The sequence below is a fragment of the Pseudochrobactrum kiredjianiae genome, from assembly GCF_030362795.1.
GTDB lineage: Bacteria > Pseudomonadota > Alphaproteobacteria > Rhizobiales > Rhizobiaceae > Pseudochrobactrum > Pseudochrobactrum kiredjianiae.
The window spans coordinates 41,557-61,818 of sequence record NZ_JAUCBM010000008.1 but is presented as its reverse complement, the minus strand read 5'-3'; the positions used below and the strand labels follow the sequence as shown (position 1 = coordinate 61,818).

7 protein-coding genes are annotated in these 20,262 nt (G+C 49.0%); 1 reads left to right on the top strand and 6 read right to left on the bottom strand.

What is annotated here, in order from left to right:
* The 5 genes from QUF18_RS14710 to QUF18_RS14690 all read right to left on the bottom strand — a co-directional run bounded on the left by QUF18_RS14710 (position 1) and on the right by QUF18_RS14690 (position 15,850).
* On the bottom strand, positions 1–11,283 hold the full coding sequence (locus tag QUF18_RS14710) for an autotransporter-associated beta strand repeat-containing protein (RefSeq protein ID WP_289387997.1): 11,283 nt from the start codon (positions 11,281–11,283) through the stop codon (positions 1–3).
* Positions 11,284–11,620: 337 nt separating this feature from the next.
* Positions 11,621–12,862, bottom strand: coding sequence for an FtsX-like permease family protein (locus QUF18_RS14705; protein ID WP_289387996.1), 1,242 nt, complete (start codon positions 12,860–12,862; stop codon positions 11,621–11,623).
* On the bottom strand, positions 12,859–13,569 hold the full coding sequence (locus QUF18_RS14700) for an ABC transporter ATP-binding protein (RefSeq protein ID WP_289387995.1): 711 nt from the start codon (positions 13,567–13,569) through the stop codon (positions 12,859–12,861). The genes QUF18_RS14705 and QUF18_RS14700 overlap by 4 nt, the downstream gene beginning before the upstream one ends.
* Positions 13,569–14,030: a hypothetical protein gene (locus tag QUF18_RS14695; RefSeq protein ID WP_289387994.1), complete on the bottom strand. Its 462-nt coding sequence runs from the start codon at positions 14,028–14,030 to the stop codon at positions 13,569–13,571. Before QUF18_RS14695 ends, QUF18_RS14700 begins: the two co-directional genes overlap by 1 nt.
* 62 nt (positions 14,031–14,092) lie before the next feature.
* Entirely contained in the window at positions 14,093–15,850 is a 1,758-nt protein-coding gene (locus QUF18_RS14690) for an alkaline phosphatase (protein WP_289387992.1), read from the bottom strand.
* Positions 15,851–16,073: 223 nt separating this feature from the next.
* On the opposite strand from QUF18_RS14690, the gene QUF18_RS14685 reads away from it, so the two are divergent.
* Positions 16,074–17,429 (top strand): esterase-like activity of phytase family protein, encoded by a 1,356-nt coding sequence (locus QUF18_RS14685; RefSeq protein ID WP_289387990.1) that lies wholly within the window; start codon positions 16,074–16,076, stop codon positions 17,427–17,429.
* A gap of 161 nt (positions 17,430–17,590) precedes the next feature.
* Here the strand turns inward: QUF18_RS14685 and QUF18_RS14680 are convergent, their stop codons facing one another.
* Positions 17,591–20,209, bottom strand: coding sequence for an autotransporter family protein (locus QUF18_RS14680; RefSeq protein ID WP_289387988.1), 2,619 nt, complete (start codon positions 20,207–20,209; stop codon positions 17,591–17,593).
* Between the last annotated feature and the right edge of the window lie 53 nt (positions 20,210–20,262).

Here is a 20,262-nt window from a genome sequence, read left to right as displayed (position 1 = left end):
TCACCATCTGGTGCGGAGACCGACTGTTCCTCCGACTTCATTGTTTTTGCCAATCGAGTTGATGCCCGTTGCAAAACGGGCTTCACCATAGATTGAATATTTATCGTCGGCCCAGTTGAATGAACCACCTGCGCTAATGCTCGTATTCAGGCGCTCATTTCTGCTAACAAATCCTGTCTCTGAAACTGTAATTTCTGAATCTCCGGCAAATTCATAATAAACATTGGCAAGAGCATAAAAATGGGTGCGATTGTTTCGCCCCTCACTGTCCTGCCATTGAATATTATGGTTTGCAGCAAGGCCCAAACGACCTGTCAGGCTCCGGCTTTTATCCAGTGAAACATCCGCACCGTAAATATCTTTAAAAGAACCAAACCTGACCGCTGAAAAGGCTAGCTGTGCCTGTGGTGTGAGTGACCAGTTTTCGCTGATTGCGATACGTTTCCCCGCTTCTATGCTCAGGCTTGTGCCATAAGCATTATTACCGCTGACAAGATCGCGCCCTGCCTTAGAGGAATGAATATCGCTATCATAACCTGTCAGTTGTACTTGGGCATCCGCATAAAAACCATTATCACTATACCATGTCAGTGCTGTGCCTATGCCATAGCCGGATGTATTGATTGTGCCCGATCCATAAAGCGAATGCACATTCGACTTGATCGTCCCATATTGCGCAAACACACTGCCTGTTAACGATCCGGTTTCATTTTCCACCAGCAAGCCGTCGATGCCGGTCTGGAGTTTCCAGACATTTGCATCATATGTTGCGCCTGATGTGGAGATTGCCGGATCGCGGTTACTATGTGCTGCTTCAATGCGCGCCCAAACGCCGTTGCTATCAATTGAGCGGTTATCTTTCGTATCCGACCGGCTTTTATCTGTACGCTCGGCCCACTGTCTGTTGCCGACACGTTGCTGCAAGGTGCTTAGCTTATTGAACTCCTGTAGCAGGCCGGCGTAACTTTCATAGAGCGGTACACCTGGTTGATAAAGCGCTTGCTCCGGCTGGGTTTCAAGCAAGGCAGACCGTAAATACCAATCTCCGTCATCAGGCGTATTAAGCCCGTTTTTATAAAGCCGGTAACCGTAAGCACCGGCAACAATTGCCTGTTCGCCATTAAAGACATAGTCGCCATTAAGCGCAAAAGTACCATTGGATATGCCTTTAACATCAATGATTTTGATGCCTTGTACGGTTTGAGCGCCCATTCCGCCGCGATTAATCACGTTAAGCTGCGTGGCACCACTGGTTGCACCAGTGATTGTCAGGAGACTGGTTGTTGAGGTGTCGTCACCCAATACAGCACTGATTTGAAGGGTGCCATTATTACTCACATAATCACCCTGTATCGTCAGGGTTCCTATATCATCCGAACCAGGTGCAATCGTACCGCTGTTCATGGTGGAGCCGACTTTTCCTGTGCCTTGCAGCCAGCTTTGTGTGCTAACAGATACAGTGCCGCCAAGCACGCCTTTCATATGTAGCGCCCCCGCTTCAATCTGCGTATGCGCGTTATAGGCGCTGTTATCGGCAGTCATAATCAATGTGCCAGTACCAGTCTTTGTGAGATTACCTGTGCCTGAAATTATGCCATCCAAAGTCAGGTTGGTATTGGCAGCAGTTCTCAATATTCCACTGTTTTCGATTGCAATCGACCGGCTGCTCTGTAAATCCTGTGTCGTATACAATGTACCGTTATTAAACGATATACTTCCTGCCACATCGCCCAGTGATTGATCTGTGTCGATCTGGACTGTGCCTCCGTTGATTGCAGTGCCGCCAGTATAAGTATTGTTACCTGAGAGAATGAGTGTGCCCAGATCAGATTTGACGAGCTGGCTCGCTCCGCTAAGCGCATTCGCTATTGTGGCATGTATTACAGCGCCACCATATGAACCATCACCGACACTAATAATCGCCTGCGATCCGGTGAGTTTTAAACTATCGCCCTTCAGCTGATAGCCGCTGATCGCAAATTGCATGCCTGATGTTTCTATCTGACCAAGACTATCGTCAACCGTGACTGTCCCTGCTTTTCCTGTAAAAATCGCATAGGAACCGTTAGTATAAGCACCATTTTTATCGCCGGAGAAAGTTGTCCAATTATCATTGCCGAGATTGTTCTGCCAGATACCATCACCGCCGGTTATAGTATGGTCACCCTTTTCGCCACCATCACCATCCCAGTAATTCATGTTTGCAGGATCATCACTTACCAGATTAATCTGCCCTGCAACGGAAGTTTGAATACTTAGTCTGTAATTAAGCGGAGCCTGACCAAGCGCCAGACCGTTATCTGTCAAATGCCCGCTAAAGTTGATGATGCGGTAGAGACCGAAGCCGAAAACACCATTGGTAGAAACCGAAACATTGAGTGTGCCTCCAAGTGTCAGATCTCCACCCACATTGATAAGATCATTATAGGCACCGCCTGCAACATTGGCTTCACCAAATTGCATGTTCAGAACAGAGTTATTAGCGAGTCTCAAATCGCCATTAATATGCAGGGTACTGGCAGCTCCGGCAGCACTGCCCGGTTCAAGAACAGCACCATTAGCAACGATTACATTGCCGCCGATTGTTCCGGCACCGCTCAAGGTTGCACCACTCAAAACATTGGTATCACCTGTTGCTGCGGATTGATCTCCATTGATAAACAGCACGCCCGATTTGACTGCGGTTGAACCTTTATAGCTGTTGATGCCGGCAAGAATGGTACTGCCTGTACCGGCTTGTTCAAATGCACCGCTACCAGAGATTACATTATCTAAGCGTAGTCCATCAGAGCGGTTGGCGATAAGTAAGCCATCATTGATGATCGCGCCAGACACGCGGCCGGTAGTGCCTCTATTACCCAGTTGCAATGTGCCATTGTCGATCAGCGTGCCGCCAGTATGCGCGGTGTCACTCAGAACCAAGAGTGTACCGGCTCCGGCTTTGTGTAGAGCGCCCGTCCCTGTAACCGTACCGTCAATAGTTAATGTCGTATTGCCAGCGCTCTGCAAAGCGCCACCAATACCGTTAAATATCAGATTCCGGCTCGTGATCATGGTCGTTGTCGTGGCAAGTGTACCGCCGTCGAATGTTACATCTCCTGCTGTTACCCCAAGGTTATTATCAGCAGAAACTTGTAGCGTGCCGCCGTTGATTGCCGTCCCGCCGGTATAGGTGTTGGCTGCCGCCAAAATTAGTGTACCGAGGTCAGATTTAACCAGTTGTGTTGAACCAGTAAGTTCAGATTTGATGGTGACCGTTATTGCTGCACCCGCTGCAGTTCCATCACCTGTACGGATGACCGACTTTGCGCCGCCGGTCAGATTGATTGTATCACCCTGTATCACATAGCCCGTGGTGAGGAATTGCATACCGCTAGCCTTAATATCCCCCTGACTGCTGTCTGTGGTCACAATGCCTAATGTGCCTGTGAAAATTGCAAAAGCATTATCACTGTAGGGGGCATTCAGTGCGCCGGTATCAATTGTCCAGTTGTCAATACCCGCTGCATTTTGCCAGATACCATCGCCGCCATCAGCCTGACTATTATTTTTATGGGCAGCCAGTGCTCCGTCCCAATAGTTCAATGTAAAACCCGAAGTATTAATCAGATTGACCTGCCCCGGGACGGATGTTTGCAAATAAAAATCGGGAGACGGAATTGTACCCACTGTAAGTTCGTTATCTACAAACGCACCATCATAGCTGATTACCCGATAAACTCCCGGATCAAAACTGCCGCCAGCTGAGGTTTGTACGTTGAGCAAACCAGCCAAAGTCAGATCACCTTTTACCGTCACGAGATCATTCAGCGGACCACCAATCATACCGGATTTACCGAAACGGTAATTCATTACCGCATTAGCGGCAAGCTCAAGATTACCCCCGATTGTCAACTCTCCCGGTGCCTGCCCAACATCACCAGGGTTAAGTGCTCCACCATCGGCAATGGTTACATTACCACCAATAGTCCCCTTCCCGCCAAGCTTGGCGCCTGACTCTACACTTGTTTGGCCTTTAGCCGCAGATTGATCACCATTAATATAAAGGCTACCCGCAGTAACTGTCGTGGCACCTGTATAGCTACTGGTGCCTGTCAGTATAGTACCGCCGCTACCATTGTGATGAACTGAGCCTGCGCCGGACACCGCTGTTGAAAAACTATATTGCGTATCATTATGATTGAAGTTCAGGCGATTGGTTGCCGCTCCCAATTGCAAAGATGCAGCATCAAGCGTACCTGCGCTCACGTCTGCAGAACCCTCCACACCACCAATATTCAATACGGCATTGCCCGCTCCCATAGTGAATGTTCCGCCACCGACTTTCAGCGTTCCGCTGACAGCAAGAGTAACCGTTCCACTCGCAGTCGCATGATTTGCAAGTGCAAATCCGCCAATAGTCTCAAATCGTGAACCTGCACCTGTGATAAGAAGATCGGCATTATTTTCATCCCCTCCGGCAAAGGTTGCAGAGCCACTTGTGGCTACTCCGCCGTTAAAAAGAGTGAACGAACCACGCAGAACATCAAGCGTGTTAGCAATGTCCCATTGGGATCCTGCACCGTTAACATTGACCGTGCCTTTCCCTGTTGCTGCACTACCGACTTGCACATTGCCCGTACCACCAGAGGTTAGTTTTCCACCATTCTGCACCGTCAATGTGCCCTCGCCTGCCCCTCCGACAAGAGAAGTGGCTGCGCCCGTCGATGTAACGGCGGCAGTGGAACCGTCAATGACCATGCCCGCCTGAGTGGCACTGGTCTCAGCAATATTGAAGTGAGACGTTGCCGTGACTTTTCCGCCCGACTGCACAACCAGTCTGCCTGCATCGACGGCAGTTGCACCGCTATAGGTGTTAACGCCGATCAGTGTCGTTGTGCCTGCCCCGCTTTGGCGTAGTGAACCGCTACCGGAAACAACATTGGCATAGGTAATATCATCACTACGATTAAAAACGAGCGAAGCATTATTGACAATATCACCAGCAATCGAACCGCTCGTCCCACCTGTTCCGATTTGGAATACACCGGCCGTTATTGTCGTGCCGCCGCTATGTGCGGCATCGCCAGTCAATATCAATGCACCGTCACCATCCTTGGTCAAGGCACCTGTGCCCGTTGCAGAACCACCTGAAAGCGTCAGTGACGTATTAGCATCTTGATTGAAGGTTCCCGCACCCGTCAGCGTAATATCTCTATCGCTCACAATATTAGCTGTGGTGTTGAGCGTGCCGCCATTTAAAGTAAGCCCACCAGCTGCACCAAGGTTACTATCCTGAGCGATCCGAAGTGTGCCAGCTCTAATCTCGGTGCCTCCACTGTAGCTATTCGTGCCTGTCAGAATCAGAGTACCAGCATCCGTTTTGGTCAGCTTGCTTGTACCGGTTAGAACGGATGTAATCGTTGCAGTGAAACCCGAGCCTGCGCCTGTTCCGTCACCAACCCGGATTGTCGCTTCCGCGCCAGCGAGTGCCAGCGAATCCCCTTCAACTCTATAACCGTCAGCTGCAAACTGCATACCCGATGCAGTGACCGCCCCCAACATATTATCCACTTTGACAATACCAGCTACATTTGAGAAAATTGCATAAGATCCATCGCTATAGATCGAATTAACACCGCCACTTATCTCGGTCCAGTTGTTGTTGCCACTGCTATTTTGCCAAGTTCCGCTACCGCCATCCACAATACCGTTGAACTTCGGACCCGCATTGCCATCCCAGTAATTCAGAACCAGACCATTCGTATAAATCAGATTGACCTGACCACTAACCGATGTCTGAACGAAAGCACCGCTTGAGCTACCGCCTGCCATATTGCCAACGAGCAACCCATTACCATTCAGTCGACCACTAAAATTCAGCACACGATACATGCCCACTTCAAAACTACCACCGGTTGCAACGGATACGTTGAGTGTGCCATCAAGTACAACATCTCCATTGACCTCAATCAGATCATTGAGCATACCGCCAACAGCGTTGGATTGGCCAAATTTCATATGAATACTGGAAGCGGAATCCAGTTTCAAATTGCCGTTGATCGTGAGTTTTCCGACATCATCACCGCCAGCAGACAATGTACCGCCCGTAACATTGACGTCACCGCCAATAATACCACTGCCTCCAAGCTTCCCGTTGGCTGTAACTGTTGTAATACCCGCCGCGGCAGACTGATTGCCATTGATTAACAGAGTTCCGGCCTCAACTGTCGTTGTGCCCGTATAGATATTCGTCCCCGTAAGAACTGTTGTACCAGAACCAGTTTGACGTATTTCGCCCGCGCCGGAAATCAATCCGCCATAACTATAAGTATCCTGACGATTAAAGCTCAGAATACTGTTGTTAAACAGATCACTGACAATAGAACCGGTCGTACCGCCATTGCCGATTTGCAGCATGCCGCCATTAATGACTGTATTGCCACTATAAGTATTATTGCCCGCTAGAATCCACGTGCCGTCATCATTTTTTGCGAGAACAGTTTTGCCTGTGCCGGAATCTCCTATGGCACCTGCCAGTGTGTTATTACCGAGATTACTGCCGCCCAAGGCTATTGTACGAGCCTGATTATTTCCCTGAAGGGTCACAGGTCCGGTATCTGTAAAAACAATCGCACCGCTGCCGGATGATTCAAGAAATGTTGTTCCTGCAGCAAGGGTAAACAAGCGGTTGGTACTATCCCCGCTACCGGTATAGCGAAGAGTGGAACCGTTTCCGATAACCAGATTAGATGCAGCTGATGACGATGCCCCTAGACTACTCGCAACGCCACCGTCAGCGAGTTTATCAACACCAAGAATACCACCGGTAATTGAGGTAATACCGGTATACGTACTGGCAGAATTCGTTAAAATCCAGGTTCCGGTGCCAGTTTTTGCAAGGGATGTTACGCCTGTGCCATTATTACCAAGCTGCAGTTCAAATTTATTGTAACCCTTATTTAGCCCGCTTAGTGTCAGGGTCTGAGCCGAATTCGCCGCTGAAAACGTAACGGGAGAGGAGCTTGTAAAGCTGATTGTGCCTGATCCGGATGCATCAATTGTATTGCCGGAGCTGGCTCCTAATGTAAGCTGACGATCAGTAGTGTCGCCATTGCCGGTATATTGTAATGTACCGCCATTAATCACAAGATTTCCTGCGGCGTTTGCAGAATTACCGATAGAACTCGCAACACCGCCATTTTTAAGGCAACTGACTTCAAGTATGCCACCATTTATACTCGTGACACCTGTATATGTACTTTGGCACCCTGACAGTTTTTGCAAGCCGGTACCGCTTTTGATGAATTTTCCTGTGCCGCTGATCTTGCCGGCAAAATCTGCTGCAGGGTTACCGGCAGTAAGTGTCAGATCGCCGCTTCCAAGTGCTACATCACCACCGGCAGTTCCGCCACCTGTCAAATAAGTTATATTCGTGTTGAATCCATTCAGATCTAACAATACACCGCTGGTATTATCCAAAAGCACCGACGCAGGTGTACCCAAAGCGCTTGTTGAATTAAGACGTAAGATGCCTTCATTCACATATGTATAATTTGTATAAGTATTACTTCCCCCTAGTACCAATGTTCCGGGACCGGATTTTCTTAAATAACCTCCCCCTACAACTTGTCCTGTAAACTCCAACACCGTCGAAGAATTTGCAACATTGATAATACCTGGGCTGCCGGAGATCGTAAAACCACGGTCTGTTTTTACACTGTTGCCGGTATAATTAAATGTACCATTACTTAAAGTAAGATTGGCAGATGCGTCGCTCGATGCACCAATACTGCTCGGAGCTCCACCATTGGCCAGACAATCAACACTAAGCGTTCCGCCATTTATTGTGGTTCGGCCTGTATAGTCACTCGCACAACCAGTAAGTGTTTGCGTGAATGAACCCGTCCGTGTCAGCCCTCCGCTACCCGTAATTTTTCCGGAGAACGCCGCACTGATGCCAGATGAGGTCAATGTTCCGGTACTTAAATCAACCGTTCCGGTGCCCGTTAATCCACCGACAGTCACGCTAAAACCCGCAAGTTCAACCTTGCCCGGACTGTTCACCGTCATCCGGTTTGCAGTACTTCCGAAGGCTTGTGCTGAACCTGCACGCAAAGTTCCTCCGTTGACAATATTGCCACCTGTATAAGCATTGTTTGCAGAGAGTATCAGTGTTCCGGCATCTTCTTTGGTGAGGCCGGTCGTCCCAACAATTGCACCACTAAATGTTAGGGCCGCAACGGCATCAGTTACGCCAACTTTTCCCCCGCCTGTGCCAAGAGTGAAACCACGGTCAGTACTCACAGTTGAACCAGTATATTGCAGCTTTCCGCCTGCCAAAACCAGATTGGCAGCATCTGCGCCAGACTTGCCAATACTGCTGACCATACCGCCATTTGCTAATGTACTGACTGCAAGTGTACCGCCCAGAACTGTAGTCACACCAATATAATCATTGGCGGCATTTCCGAGTGTCAGTGTACCCGCACCCGTCTTGTTAAAACCGGCATCATCATCACTGGTTACCAGTCCGTTGAAAGTTAAATTGGCTATACTGCTTGTAACTTCAATAATCCGCGAAACACCCGCATTGACAAGTGTAAAGCCTCTGTCCGACACCGTGGTTGTGCCTGTATAGCGCAGCGTGCCATTTCCGATAATAAGATTAGAAGCATCCGCTGTGGATGCGCCAATATTACTGGCAGCACCACCATTCGCAACACTGCTGATTGCAAGCACACCGCCATTCACTGTTGTAGCGCCAGTATAAGTATTTGCACTGGTCAGTGTGAGCAGCCCCGTTCCGCTCTTGGTAAAACCTGTAACCCCGTTATTATTGATAATCTGCGATGCAATCGTAAAATTACCGGTACTATTTTGCAGAATGCTGAGTGCGCCGCCGCCAGCAACACCGGTTATGGATCCCCCGGTTATAACCTGATTAAAACTGAGGACTGATGGCGCAACAATAATAGTGCCATCAACTCCAAGTATCTGACCGGTTGCAACACTGACAGTTGAGTTTTTCGGTACAGTATAGCGTAATCCGCCAATTTGAACTGTGTTATTTACAGTTCCGAAAAACCCGTCCTGATCAGAGACAATATCTCCGCCTTGCCACGTTCCTGCATCATCTTTTTTCACATAATCATTATTCGTAAAGGCTGTTATGACGCCGGAAACGACTTTTGCATAATCCGTGCCATTGACAGTCGCCCAACCGCCTAGTGTTGTACTTGTTGTCAGGAAGCTGCCATTGACTGGCAGCCCAAAATCAATCGTCCCACCAGTCTGGTGTATGGCACCGAAATTAACCGTTACACTGCCGCCATTGCCTGATACTGCCGAAATCCGGTTACTGCCTTGAATAATATTCAGCCCGTTAAAATTCTGTATATTGGCGGCACCATTCACACCTGTGATTTTCAGCGTTCCGACGTCCATATTCAGCGTTGAAGATGCCGAGATAATGTCACTGACAGGCGTGCCGGAAGTCGCGAAAACCAAATTTAGTTGCCCGCCCTGTACAGTGGTATCACCGGTATAAGTATTCGCACCCGACAGAGCCAGCGTTCCTGTCCCTGCTTTTATGAGTCCGCCGGTGCCTGTAAGCTTACCCGCATAGCTGGTCGTTGTCGTGCCGTTCACAGTCATTATACCTGTGCCGAGCGCAATTTCTCCGCCTGCTCCTGTCAGACTGGGTGTCAGGATATCAAAATTATTCAGGTCAAGCAGGCCGCTATTGACCGTAATGCCCGTAACAGTACCGAAGGAGGTGGCGCTGCCTGCACGCAAGGTTCCGCCATCAACGACAACGGCCCCTGTCCGTGTGTTCGCGCCGGTCAATGTCCAGATACCTGCCCCGCTGCTGCCGAGAGCACCCGTGCCGGAAATGATACCGGACAGCGTATTTTCACCTGCAAAACTGCCGCCCAGTGTCAGGGTATGCGCCAAACTCACTGATCCGCTTAAATTCAGCGCACCGGTGCCATTATTAAAAATATTGCTCTCTCTGGTCGTTCCGTTAATCGTCCAGTTTCTGTTACTGTTTGAAGCAGCTCCCGTATAATTGATAGTAATACCATTCGTAAGTGTGATGCCACTGCTGGTGCCTGTTCCGAATGCGCTGGCAATGCCGGTATTTGTTAAGGATCCTATATTAACGGTTCTGGTTCCGAGCGTTGCAGCGGTACCTGCACTGAAAATAGTACCACCGCTATAAGTATTTGAATTACCCAATGTTATTGAGCGCCCAGCGCCAAGCTGAAAATTGATGCCACGTACACTGCTAATCACGCCCGACAGTTCCATGTCAGCATTTGCTGCGCCGAAAACCATACCGGAACCATTTGCAGCCATCGTGCCACTTAAGCTTAATAAGCCGCTACCATTGTTAACGAGCTGCGTAGCGGGACTTCCGCCACTTGTAGAAAACTCCCAGTTGCGGTTGCTGGATGAGCCTGTGCCCTCATAGTAAAGAGCATCAGAATATTGATTGAGTCCTGTAAAACGAATAGTCGCCGTTGCAACAGTATTTGCGGCTCCTAGCGAACTGGCCTGCCCAATATCACCGACTGATGTAAAATAAGCAGACCCGTTAAACGCAAAAACTGCAGATCCGGTGAAATCATTGGTATCATTATTCAGCCGGACATTGGCACCAGTCGTTATACCACCCGTACCGGTATAGTGCGCAGAACCAACGCCTGCACCACTCAAAGCCGTCACACCACCACCACTTAAATTAATAATGCGGCTTGCATTCAGCGCCCCCGTTGCAATCAGTGTTGTACCACCTGACGTTATTACCTGATTTCCTGCGGCTCCGAGCGCAGCATCTGTATTAACAGAGAGCAACCCCGCAACGAGTAGCAGATTACCTGTAAAACTATTTGTTCCCGTCAGAACAAGTGTTCCCGCACCATCTTTAGTAAATCCTGCGGTTCCTGCGACAACAGAGCTGATTGTCGATGTAATACCGGTATTGGTTGTAATTACAGGCTGGGAGCCAGCAAGCGTCAGTGTATTACCGCTGAGTGTATAGTTGTTTGTTGTGAAGGTGAGATTATGAACGGAGATCGCCGCCCCCAATGTCACCGTCCCCGCAGTGCCGGCGAAAATAGTATTGTCTAACGCCGTATTGTTCCATGCTCTATAGGGGCCGCTGACACCATCACTGTTTGGGCTCCATGTCAGCGCTGTGAGGTTCCATGTACCCGTACCGCCACTTCCAACGGATGTGCCGTTCGCGTCCCAATATAAATCAGCTGAGAAAACAGGCGTAGCTGAACCAACAAACAAACACAGCACAGCTCCTTTATAAGAAGCTGTGAACGCTGGCGCGTAAGCTGCACCATCTTTTTGCCGTAATAATTTTGCGACATTAAAAACACAAAAAACAAAGCAAAAGATGAAAACAATAATATATGCGCAAATTATCAAACCTACACCTAATTATAAAAAATTAATATAAATATAAAATATACTTAAAATGAATTATTCATATAAATTGAATGATAATTCAGGCGACAAATAACGTCAACACAAACAATTCTATCAATAAAATTTTCATTTATATTTATAAATATTTGAAATTGTAATAATTATATTAAAATTTAAACAATATTGTATTTTTCATTCAAGATTGCAAAGCGGATGCCGCACTCATACGCAATGTCATCAGTGCCGGAACCAATGAAACAACAGCAGCAACAAGAACAAAACCGACAGCCAGCCAAAGGTCGCTCATCGCGAACTCAACCGGCATTCTGACCGCAGTTGTAGCCGTGAGCCATGATGTAATGACATGCGTTACCGCGTAACCAAATGCGAGGCCGAAGAAAATCCCAAGCAGCAACAGAAAGAACAACTCACCCCAGACAATAGTCATAATGGAACGAACCGGAGCGCCAAATGCCCGCAAGGCACCAATCTGGCGTTTACGTGCACCAATATGCATAACAGCCACAAGTAACAGTGCGAGAACCACAATAGCCTGCGTACCAACGGCTATCCCGAGTAAGAGACTACGGGCATCACCGAGCGTCGAATAAAGTCTGGTAAGAACCTCTGCCGGAAAGACCGCCAATGTGTTTTCAGAGCGATATTCCTGCCGCAAGCGATAGGCATCTGCAATCGTCCTAGGCTTCACGAGGATAGCCGGAACACCAGGACTATTTGCATCAAAAACCTCATCAAGCGGGGCATTAATATCGATCTCGTGCTCATGGGCGTGCGGCGTTCCGGCATGATCCTTATGCCCATGATCTTCGTTCACCTCCATGCCATGCAGCTGCCAGACCGTGCGAATTGGCACCAGAATAGCGCGGTCCCATGCCGTACCGGTTGGTGCCATTTTACCCGCAATATGATACCTGACTTCTGTATGTGCATGACCACCGGTTTCCACCGTCCCATGCATCGGACTAACCCTGCCACCAATCGGCAATTCCACAGCCGAGCCGATAACCGCCTCGCCCAAACGAGAAAATAATACGCCCTCGGCAAGCTGTGGTGATAACGCTGAAATTAGCTGCGTTGTGGTGCCAACAATCGGAAAGCCCATCGCGCTGTCACCAAAACCGATAGGTGCAGCAAAAGCCACGCGACTATCATCGGCGAGTTTGCCCAGCATCGCGCCGGACATCAGCGGTAAAGGCGACGGTTGCAAAAAAACCGATGAAAGTGTGAGCTGTGTATCGCTACCGGCCGCCCCGATCACAAGATCGAATTTATCCGATGCACGCGCCGTACCAAGCCGCACGGCACGTTCCTGCAAAGTAACAACCGAACTTAAAGCCACTGACAGCGCCAGCAGCACGACAATAGCAACTGCACCGCCCCAAAAACGGCGCAGATCGGCTAGAATAAATGCAATCATGAGAGTTCCATTTCCGCGCTGTCGCTGGCAATTTTCCCACCTTCAAGGCGAATGCGGCGTTGGAAATAGCGCATGAGCTGCGGATCATGCGTGACAACAACCAGTGTCGCTTTCTCTTCAGATGCAAGGCGCACCAGTAGCTCCGCAATATCTGCGCCGGTTTTTTGATCAAGACTTGCCGTCGGCTCATCGGCAACAATCACACCAGGCTTTGCAAGCAAGGCGCGTGCAATAGCCACGCGCTGCATCTCGCCGCGCGACAGAGTTTCTATATGTTGTGAAGGGCGCTTAATGCCAACTGTTTCAAGCAGGCTCAATGCGCGCTCACGATCGGCAGTTTTCACGCCACGATTAAGCTTAAGCGGCAATAGCACATTGGCAAGAGCGGACAGACCGGGAAACAAATGAAAATCCTGCATCACCAGCCCGATATTACGGGCACGAAACGCATCACATTTGAAAGAAGAAAGCCTGCTGATTTCTGTCTCGCCCCAAACCACCTTGCCGGTTTTCACAGGTTCAAGGCCGGTTATCACATTGACGAGCGTGCTTTTGCCCGAACCTGATGCGCCGGTAATTGCCAGATGCTCTCCGGCAGCAAGATTAAATTTTTTAACAGATAAAACAGGGAGTTGCAGTCCGGGAAAACGCACTTCCAACTGACGAATATCAAGCGCCAGACCTGAGGATTTAACAAGCATCCGCATCAGACCATTTTAAAAGAAGCATCACGCAGACGCAGCTGACTGACAAAGCCGGTTTCCGGATCAGTCCATGAGCCATATTCAAGTGTACCACGCGTCAGGATTGGCGCGTTGAACTGCACAAATGTCTGTTTAGAAGCCAGATAAACCACCATGATATTATCCGGCCAATCAGAATCCGACGAACAGAACGGACAGATTGACATAGGAATTTCGGTCAGAACGAAGAAATTGGCCTCAGCTTTGAGCGGTGGCGCCATAAATCCGCTGATTGCTACTTCTTTACCTGAAGCATTTTTAACCTGATCGGAAAACTCCAAACCCAGAACCCCAAAGCTCTTGTAGAGATTATCGAAACCAAGCTGTTCTGCGGCATATGCTCTGTTTGCAATGCACATCAAGGGGGCGGTTGCCAATGCACCAAGCATGAATTGCCTGCGATTGAAATACTGTCCTGTGTGCATCGTGCACTCCCGTAAAAAGACGAGCAGGCGGTTTTGCCGCCTGCCCTTATTCAAGTGGATAATTACTCGGACTTTGCCTTGCCAAGCGCGAGAACGTCAGCGAGCACACGGTAAACGTCACTCTGTTCCATATAGCCGCGCAGTCCTTCAGAACCTGGGCCCGTTGCCTGCAGAACAACATCATCCACAGAGTGTACGCCGGTGTCATCTTCGCGCGGGATGTTACCTTGTACGAAAACCGCACCCGGTACATCTTTGTACGCTTCGTTGGCTACATATTCGCCCTTCTCATTCTTGACGGCCGGTACGAAAGCACCATCCATTTTCGGACGGAAAGTTTCATAATGATCCGGACCATTATTGGCCGAGAGGAACAGGCGGCGTGAGACATCAACGCGATCCGGATAACCGTCACCATTGGTATCCTCGTAATTCGGGAAACCGGCATTGTCATAAGTGCCGACTTTTTCGCGCATATCATCGCCCGGTTTTTCATCATCAACTGTGCCGATAATTGAAACACCATGCGTATGGTCACCGGTCACGATGATTAATGTATCCGGGTTTTTCGCGGCAAACTCACGGGCAACACCCACAGCTTTGTCGAACTCGATAGTTTCGATCAATGCACGGTCCCAATCAAGCGGATGGCTCATCTTGTCAACCGACGCACCTTCAACCATCAGGAAAAAGCCTTCCGGATTTTTGGAAAGCTTTTCTAAAGCCGTTCTGGTCATGTCTACCAGACCCGGCTGGTTAGGGAACTTGTCGACAGTGCCTTTTTTGAGAAACTCACGGTCAAGCGTCACATCAAGATTACCGGTGTGGAAAAGGCCGAGCAATTTATCCTGATTAGACGTATTGGAAGCCGCAAGTTCATCCTTGCTCGTCGCCAGCGCGTAACCTGCATCCTTGAAAAGCTGGATATAGTCTTTGTCGTCTTTGCGCTTCGAACCCGGAATATCTTTGGCGAGGAAGTAAGCAGAGCCGCCACCGAGAAGCACGTCAGGTTTGACATCATAAATCATGCCGACAATATCGGCTTTGTCAGAACGCTTGCGTGTATGTGCAACCAATGCTGCTGGAGTGGCATCCTGAAGTTCGGAAGTCGTAACAATGCCGATTGATTTCTTCGTTTCACGGCGCATTGCTTCTGCAATGGTTTCAACTTTAGGATCGTCCTGACTGTCCGGTGTACGATCTGCATAAACGCCGAGTGCATTCACCCGCGATTTATGGCCAGTCATATAAGCCGACATCGTATTGGCACTATCCGTCGCGATCGAATGGGTTGATGAGGTGCCGATAAACGCAACCGGCGGAATATCATCCATGCTCAGACGACCATTGGCTTTACCCTCGGTCATGCCTTTGGACATGATGCGCGCACCGGTGCGGTGAGCAACAGACAGGCCATCAGCAATCAGGAAAATAACATTCTTGGCTTTGGCTTCAGAACCGGTTGCATAGACATCCCAGTTGACCGATTTGGTTTCGTCACCGGCAGAGACTTCAACCTTATAATCACCGGCTTTATCGATTTTGAGGCCACGCAAAATGAGGGCAGAGCCCAGCACTTTGTCTTCAGCACCTTTTTCTTCAGCAACGAATTCAGCCTTACTGCCAAACACAGCCTCGTAGTTCTGGCCATTGACGCTAACCTTCACGTCCTCTGGCTTAACGACCTTATCGAACTCAACCTTGAAATCGAATGGTGAGTTGACAAGAATTGTCGCCCGATCAATCGGATAGACAGTTGCAGCACCAGCAGCAGTCGTCAGCATAGTTGACGAGGCAAGAGCAATAAGCAGTTTGTGCATATCAGAATTCCTTACGGTATGTTCACTCGATACACAAATAAGAAGCTCAGATGACACTAATATAACAGATGTCCGACACATTTATGAAAAGATGCTACCCAGCCCTAGCAACCCAATAAAACGCGTAAAAACCGTCATTTAATTTTTATTTGGATGATAATTATACGTCACAAAGCGTCTTTATGAATCCGCCTGCTTATTCTTGTAACCAGAGGGATTCCTTATGCGCCTTGGCCATCTTCTCGCTTCCATTGCCACAATTGCTATGACGTCATCAGCAATGGCTGAAGAGACATTTACAGCTAAACTGGCAGGTCACGCCTATCTGCCAGCTCTGACACTGATCACGCCGCCTGCAGATGCACCCCGCGATGCATGGGTTTCCGGCAAGTTCACAGGCAAGGCACGCAATGACAAGCCAATGAGTGTCATGGGTGATGTTGGCAAAGCCTATGGCAGTCACACCACCGGTATCTCGCTTCCTTTCATTGGCCAGCCGGTGCAGGGCCTGTCAGGCTTCGCGATGAACCGCGCAGACGACGGCAGCGTTTTTACACTGACCGATAACGGTTTTGGTACGAAGGCCAACAGCCCGGACGCATTGCTGTTTTTCCATCGCTTAAAGCCTGATTTCGAAACCGGTAAAGTCGAGCGTATGGAATCGGTGTTTCTCAGCGATCCTGACAAGAAAGTACCCTTCCGTATTGCTTATGAAGGCACTGACAGCCGCTATCTGACCGGCGCGGATTTTGATCCGGAAAGCATCCAGTATCTCAATGACGAAATCTGGATCGGTGACGAATTCGGGCCTTACATCATCCGTGCGGGTATCGATGGCCGCGTGAAAGCCGTTTATCCAACCATGCTGGATGGCAAGCAACTGGCAGGCCCCGATACACCCGGCATCGTCGTGCCAGCGGTTGCCGGCAAGGATTATCGTGTTCAGCGTTCGGGCGGTTATGAAGGCATGGCGCTGCAACCAAAAACCAACCAGCTGTGGGCGATGCTGGAAAAACCGCTTTATGACGACAGCGGTAAGCCGGAAGGCGACTTCTTACGTGTTATGACTTTTGATACCGGCAAAGCTGAGTGGACAGGCAACAACTATCGCTTCCGTCTTGCAGAGGGTGCTACAGCTATCGGTGATTTTAATTTCATTGACGACACCCGCGCATTAGTTATTGAGCGCGATAATGGTGAAGGCGATCCGAGCCTTGAATGTAAGACAGACGATCTTTCAGCCTGCTATCCGCTGCCGGCCAAAGTGAAGAATATCGTTTTGGTTGATACAGCTAAAATTGATGCAGACGGCTATATTCACCGTATAGGGCATATCAATTTGATGGATATTCAGGATCCGGACAATAAGGCAATCCTGAAGACTGCAGCAGCACGAGACCTCAAAGGCAAATTCACCTTCCCGTTCTTTACCATTGAAAATGTAATGCGCGTTGACGATAAGCATATCCTGATCGCCAACGACAACAACCTGCCATTCTCAGCAGGGCGTCAGATCGGTGAAGCCGCGAATAACGAGTTTATCTTGCTGGACGTTGCAGACTTCTTAGCTGCTAAGTAATTTTTCTCACGGCTTCAGGTATGCCTAAATACCTGTATCTGAAATTAGAGCTCCAGCGGGTTATGCAAAACTCGCTGGAACTCTCTATGACAACTGTCATCAACTTCGCTAAAACCAATTGCTCGATGTCTGGCCAGCCAATCCTCTGACCTCACTCTGCACTACCATTTCATACGGAAGCCAACATTCCCTTTATAGGAGTAGCTGTCTCCGAAACTGCTCAAACTGGTATTAACTGAGCTCTCACCATAAATGGCATATTTATCACCATTCCAGTTATAACTGCCACCAACCCCTATTCCGCCCCAAAGTCTTTGATTGCGATTAGCAAACGTAACATCAGCAGTTTCAACCTTTGTTCCGTTTAAAAATTCATAATACAGATTACCGACGCCATAGATATTACTGCGGGCAATCATACCATTTGAAGCATACCATGAATTTTGTCGTTCAACGGCAAGTCCCATGCGTCCCTGTAAGCTTGATCCGCGATCAAGCCGAACATGGGCACCAAACACATCATCAAAACTGTCAAAAGACACATGAGAATAAATCAGCTGCCCCTGAGGGGTAATCGTCCAGTTTTGATCCATGGCAATCCGCTGCCCGCCTTCAATCGAGAACGCATGACCAAAACCGTTATTACCATTTGTAAGTCCTGTACCGGCCAGTCGCGAGCTCAGATCACTGTCATACCATGTCGCCTGTGCCTGCCCATCCAGGTAGAAACCGTTTTCGCCATACCAGCTCAGCGTTCCGCCAAAACCATAACCATCCGTTGAGATATCTCCGCCACCATATGTCGCTGAAATCGTATTGTTTTCATATGTTGCACGGATTCTTGCAGAGCCGTGGACATAATGTGCTGTAATTCCGCCAATCAACTTACCAGTTTCATATTCAGCCAGCATACCGTCAATGCCTGCCTGCATACGGAAACTGTCAAAATTATAATTCGCATTCGATGTGGAAGTCTGCGGCTTAACTTTACTATACGAGCCCTCAATACGACCCCAGACACCATTACGATCAACAACACTACCAGCTTCTTGTGGTGCAGCATAAGGCGAGCCGACAACATCTGCTCCCTCAGCCACCACCCTGTTACCGTCATCATTCCAATAACGGCGGCCAACGCGCTGTTGCAATGTCGACAAACCATTTAAGCCTAATAGGAATTGCGGATAGACTTCATAAACCGGTACACCCGCCTGATAGAGCGGCTTATCCGGGATCAACTCAGAACGCAGATACCAATTGCCATCAGCAGGATTTACCAAACCACCCTGATACAACTGATAGGCATAAGCGCCGCCGACAACTGCCTGATTGCCATTAAAGTTATAATTTCCAAGCAGCGTAAATTGACCCTCAGATTTACCGCCAACGCTGATAACCTCGATGCCATTAGCAGTCTGAGCGCCTTCCCCCCCGATATTCTTCACAATGACTGTTGTCTGCCCTGAGGTGTCGCCGGTCACAACCAGCCGGTCTGTTCTCGAAGCATCACCACCCAGCACAGTGTCCAGAGACAGCACACCATTTTCACCGGTGTAATCACCCTTGACTGTTAATGTTCCTATGGAACTGAGATATCCTTGCGCGCCGTCTGGTGTTTTCCCCGGAGCAATAATACCGGCATTTTTAGTATTTCCGACAAAGCCAACGCCTTCCAGAACTCCGCCAAGCTGGACTTGCGCTTCAGCCGTCGAAATATCGCTGTTCACTTGCAAAATACCGCCGGCAGGACGGAGAACACCAGTAAACCCGAGCTGATCGTGCTGAAGAATAGTACGTCCGGCAGCTGCTTCAAGCACTCCCTTGCCTTTTATTTCAAGCTTGCTGAGCCGCGAAGGTCCGTCACGATATTTGGCATCAAATTCGTCAAAAATATAATCGGATGAAGTATGATTAAAGCGAACGAGGCCTGATCCTTCACCGAATTCAAGCGTTTTTGCCATCAGTCTGCCAGCCGCAGTCGGTGCTTCGCCGACTTTACCACCGATATTGATAGTTCCGCTACCTCCGGCTTTTTCTCCTACAAAAACGGTTCCGTCTGCGACATGATCATTCAATTTACGATAGGTATAATAACTATCATCATCATAAGACCAAGAGGCGGTACCAACGCGCACAACCCCGCCATCAGCAATGGTCAGTGCCCCTTCGCCACTCTCACCAACATAGAGATGCCCGGTCGATGTCGTAACATTAGTGTTCCATTTCAGCAGTGAACCATCAACAAAACCGGATTGATACCATACAGAATTTTCACCTGAGACAGTCAGGGAACCTATACCGGAATCTGCACCAATACGTGTACGATAATCCGAATATTCTGCAGCTGAAGCATCAGGCTTGTCAGCCCCGTTCGCCAATGACGTATTAAGATAACTATGAGCCTTACCGCCGGCTAAAATATTTACCTCACCACGGCTGCCTGCCCCGCTCCCGACTTGCAAGCCGGCAGAGAAAATTGCAACCGGAGAAGATCCCTGGCTACCTCCTGCCAAGCCAGCGACATTCAGAGTACCCCGCCCTCCTGCATTGCCGATACGCATGCTATTTTTATTTTCATAGCCATAGCCGGCATCGCTCAGTTTGCCACCAGCAAGCACATTGACGACACCCGAACTACCGGCACCTTCACCGATGACAAAATCACTGCGCTCACTAACATTGAACGCACTATTGCTAATATTGAGGGTACCGCTTCCTTGGTCTTTACCAATGAAAATACCGCCGCTGCCATCAAAATGATATAAAGAGGAACAAATCATACAATCTTGCCCATCCTTGGGCATGTTAATTAGCTCATCAATAGTTTTATCCC

What these genes read in the sequence shown, in the direction of transcription:
- QUF18_RS14700 (WP_289387995.1), bottom strand. Translation starts at nt 13,569, where the DNA reads ATGCGGATGCTTGTTAAATCCTCAGGTCTGGCGCTTGATATTCGTCAG.
- QUF18_RS14705 (WP_289387996.1), bottom strand. Translation starts at nt 12,862, where the DNA reads ATGATTGCATTTATTCTAGCCGATCTGCGCCGTTTTTGGGGCGGTGCA.
- QUF18_RS14695 (WP_289387994.1), bottom strand. Translation starts at nt 14,030, where the DNA reads ATGCACACAGGACAGTATTTCAATCGCAGGCAATTCATGCTTGGTGCA.
- QUF18_RS14690 (WP_289387992.1), bottom strand. Translation starts at nt 15,850, where the DNA reads ATGCACAAACTGCTTATTGCTCTTGCCTCGTCAACTATGCTGACGACT.
- QUF18_RS14680 (WP_289387988.1), bottom strand. Translation starts at nt 20,209, where the DNA reads ATGATTTGTTCCTCTTTATATCATTTTGATGGCAGCGGCGGTATTTTC.
- QUF18_RS14685 (WP_289387990.1), top strand. Translation starts at nt 16,074, where the DNA reads ATGCGCCTTGGCCATCTTCTCGCTTCCATTGCCACAATTGCTATGACG.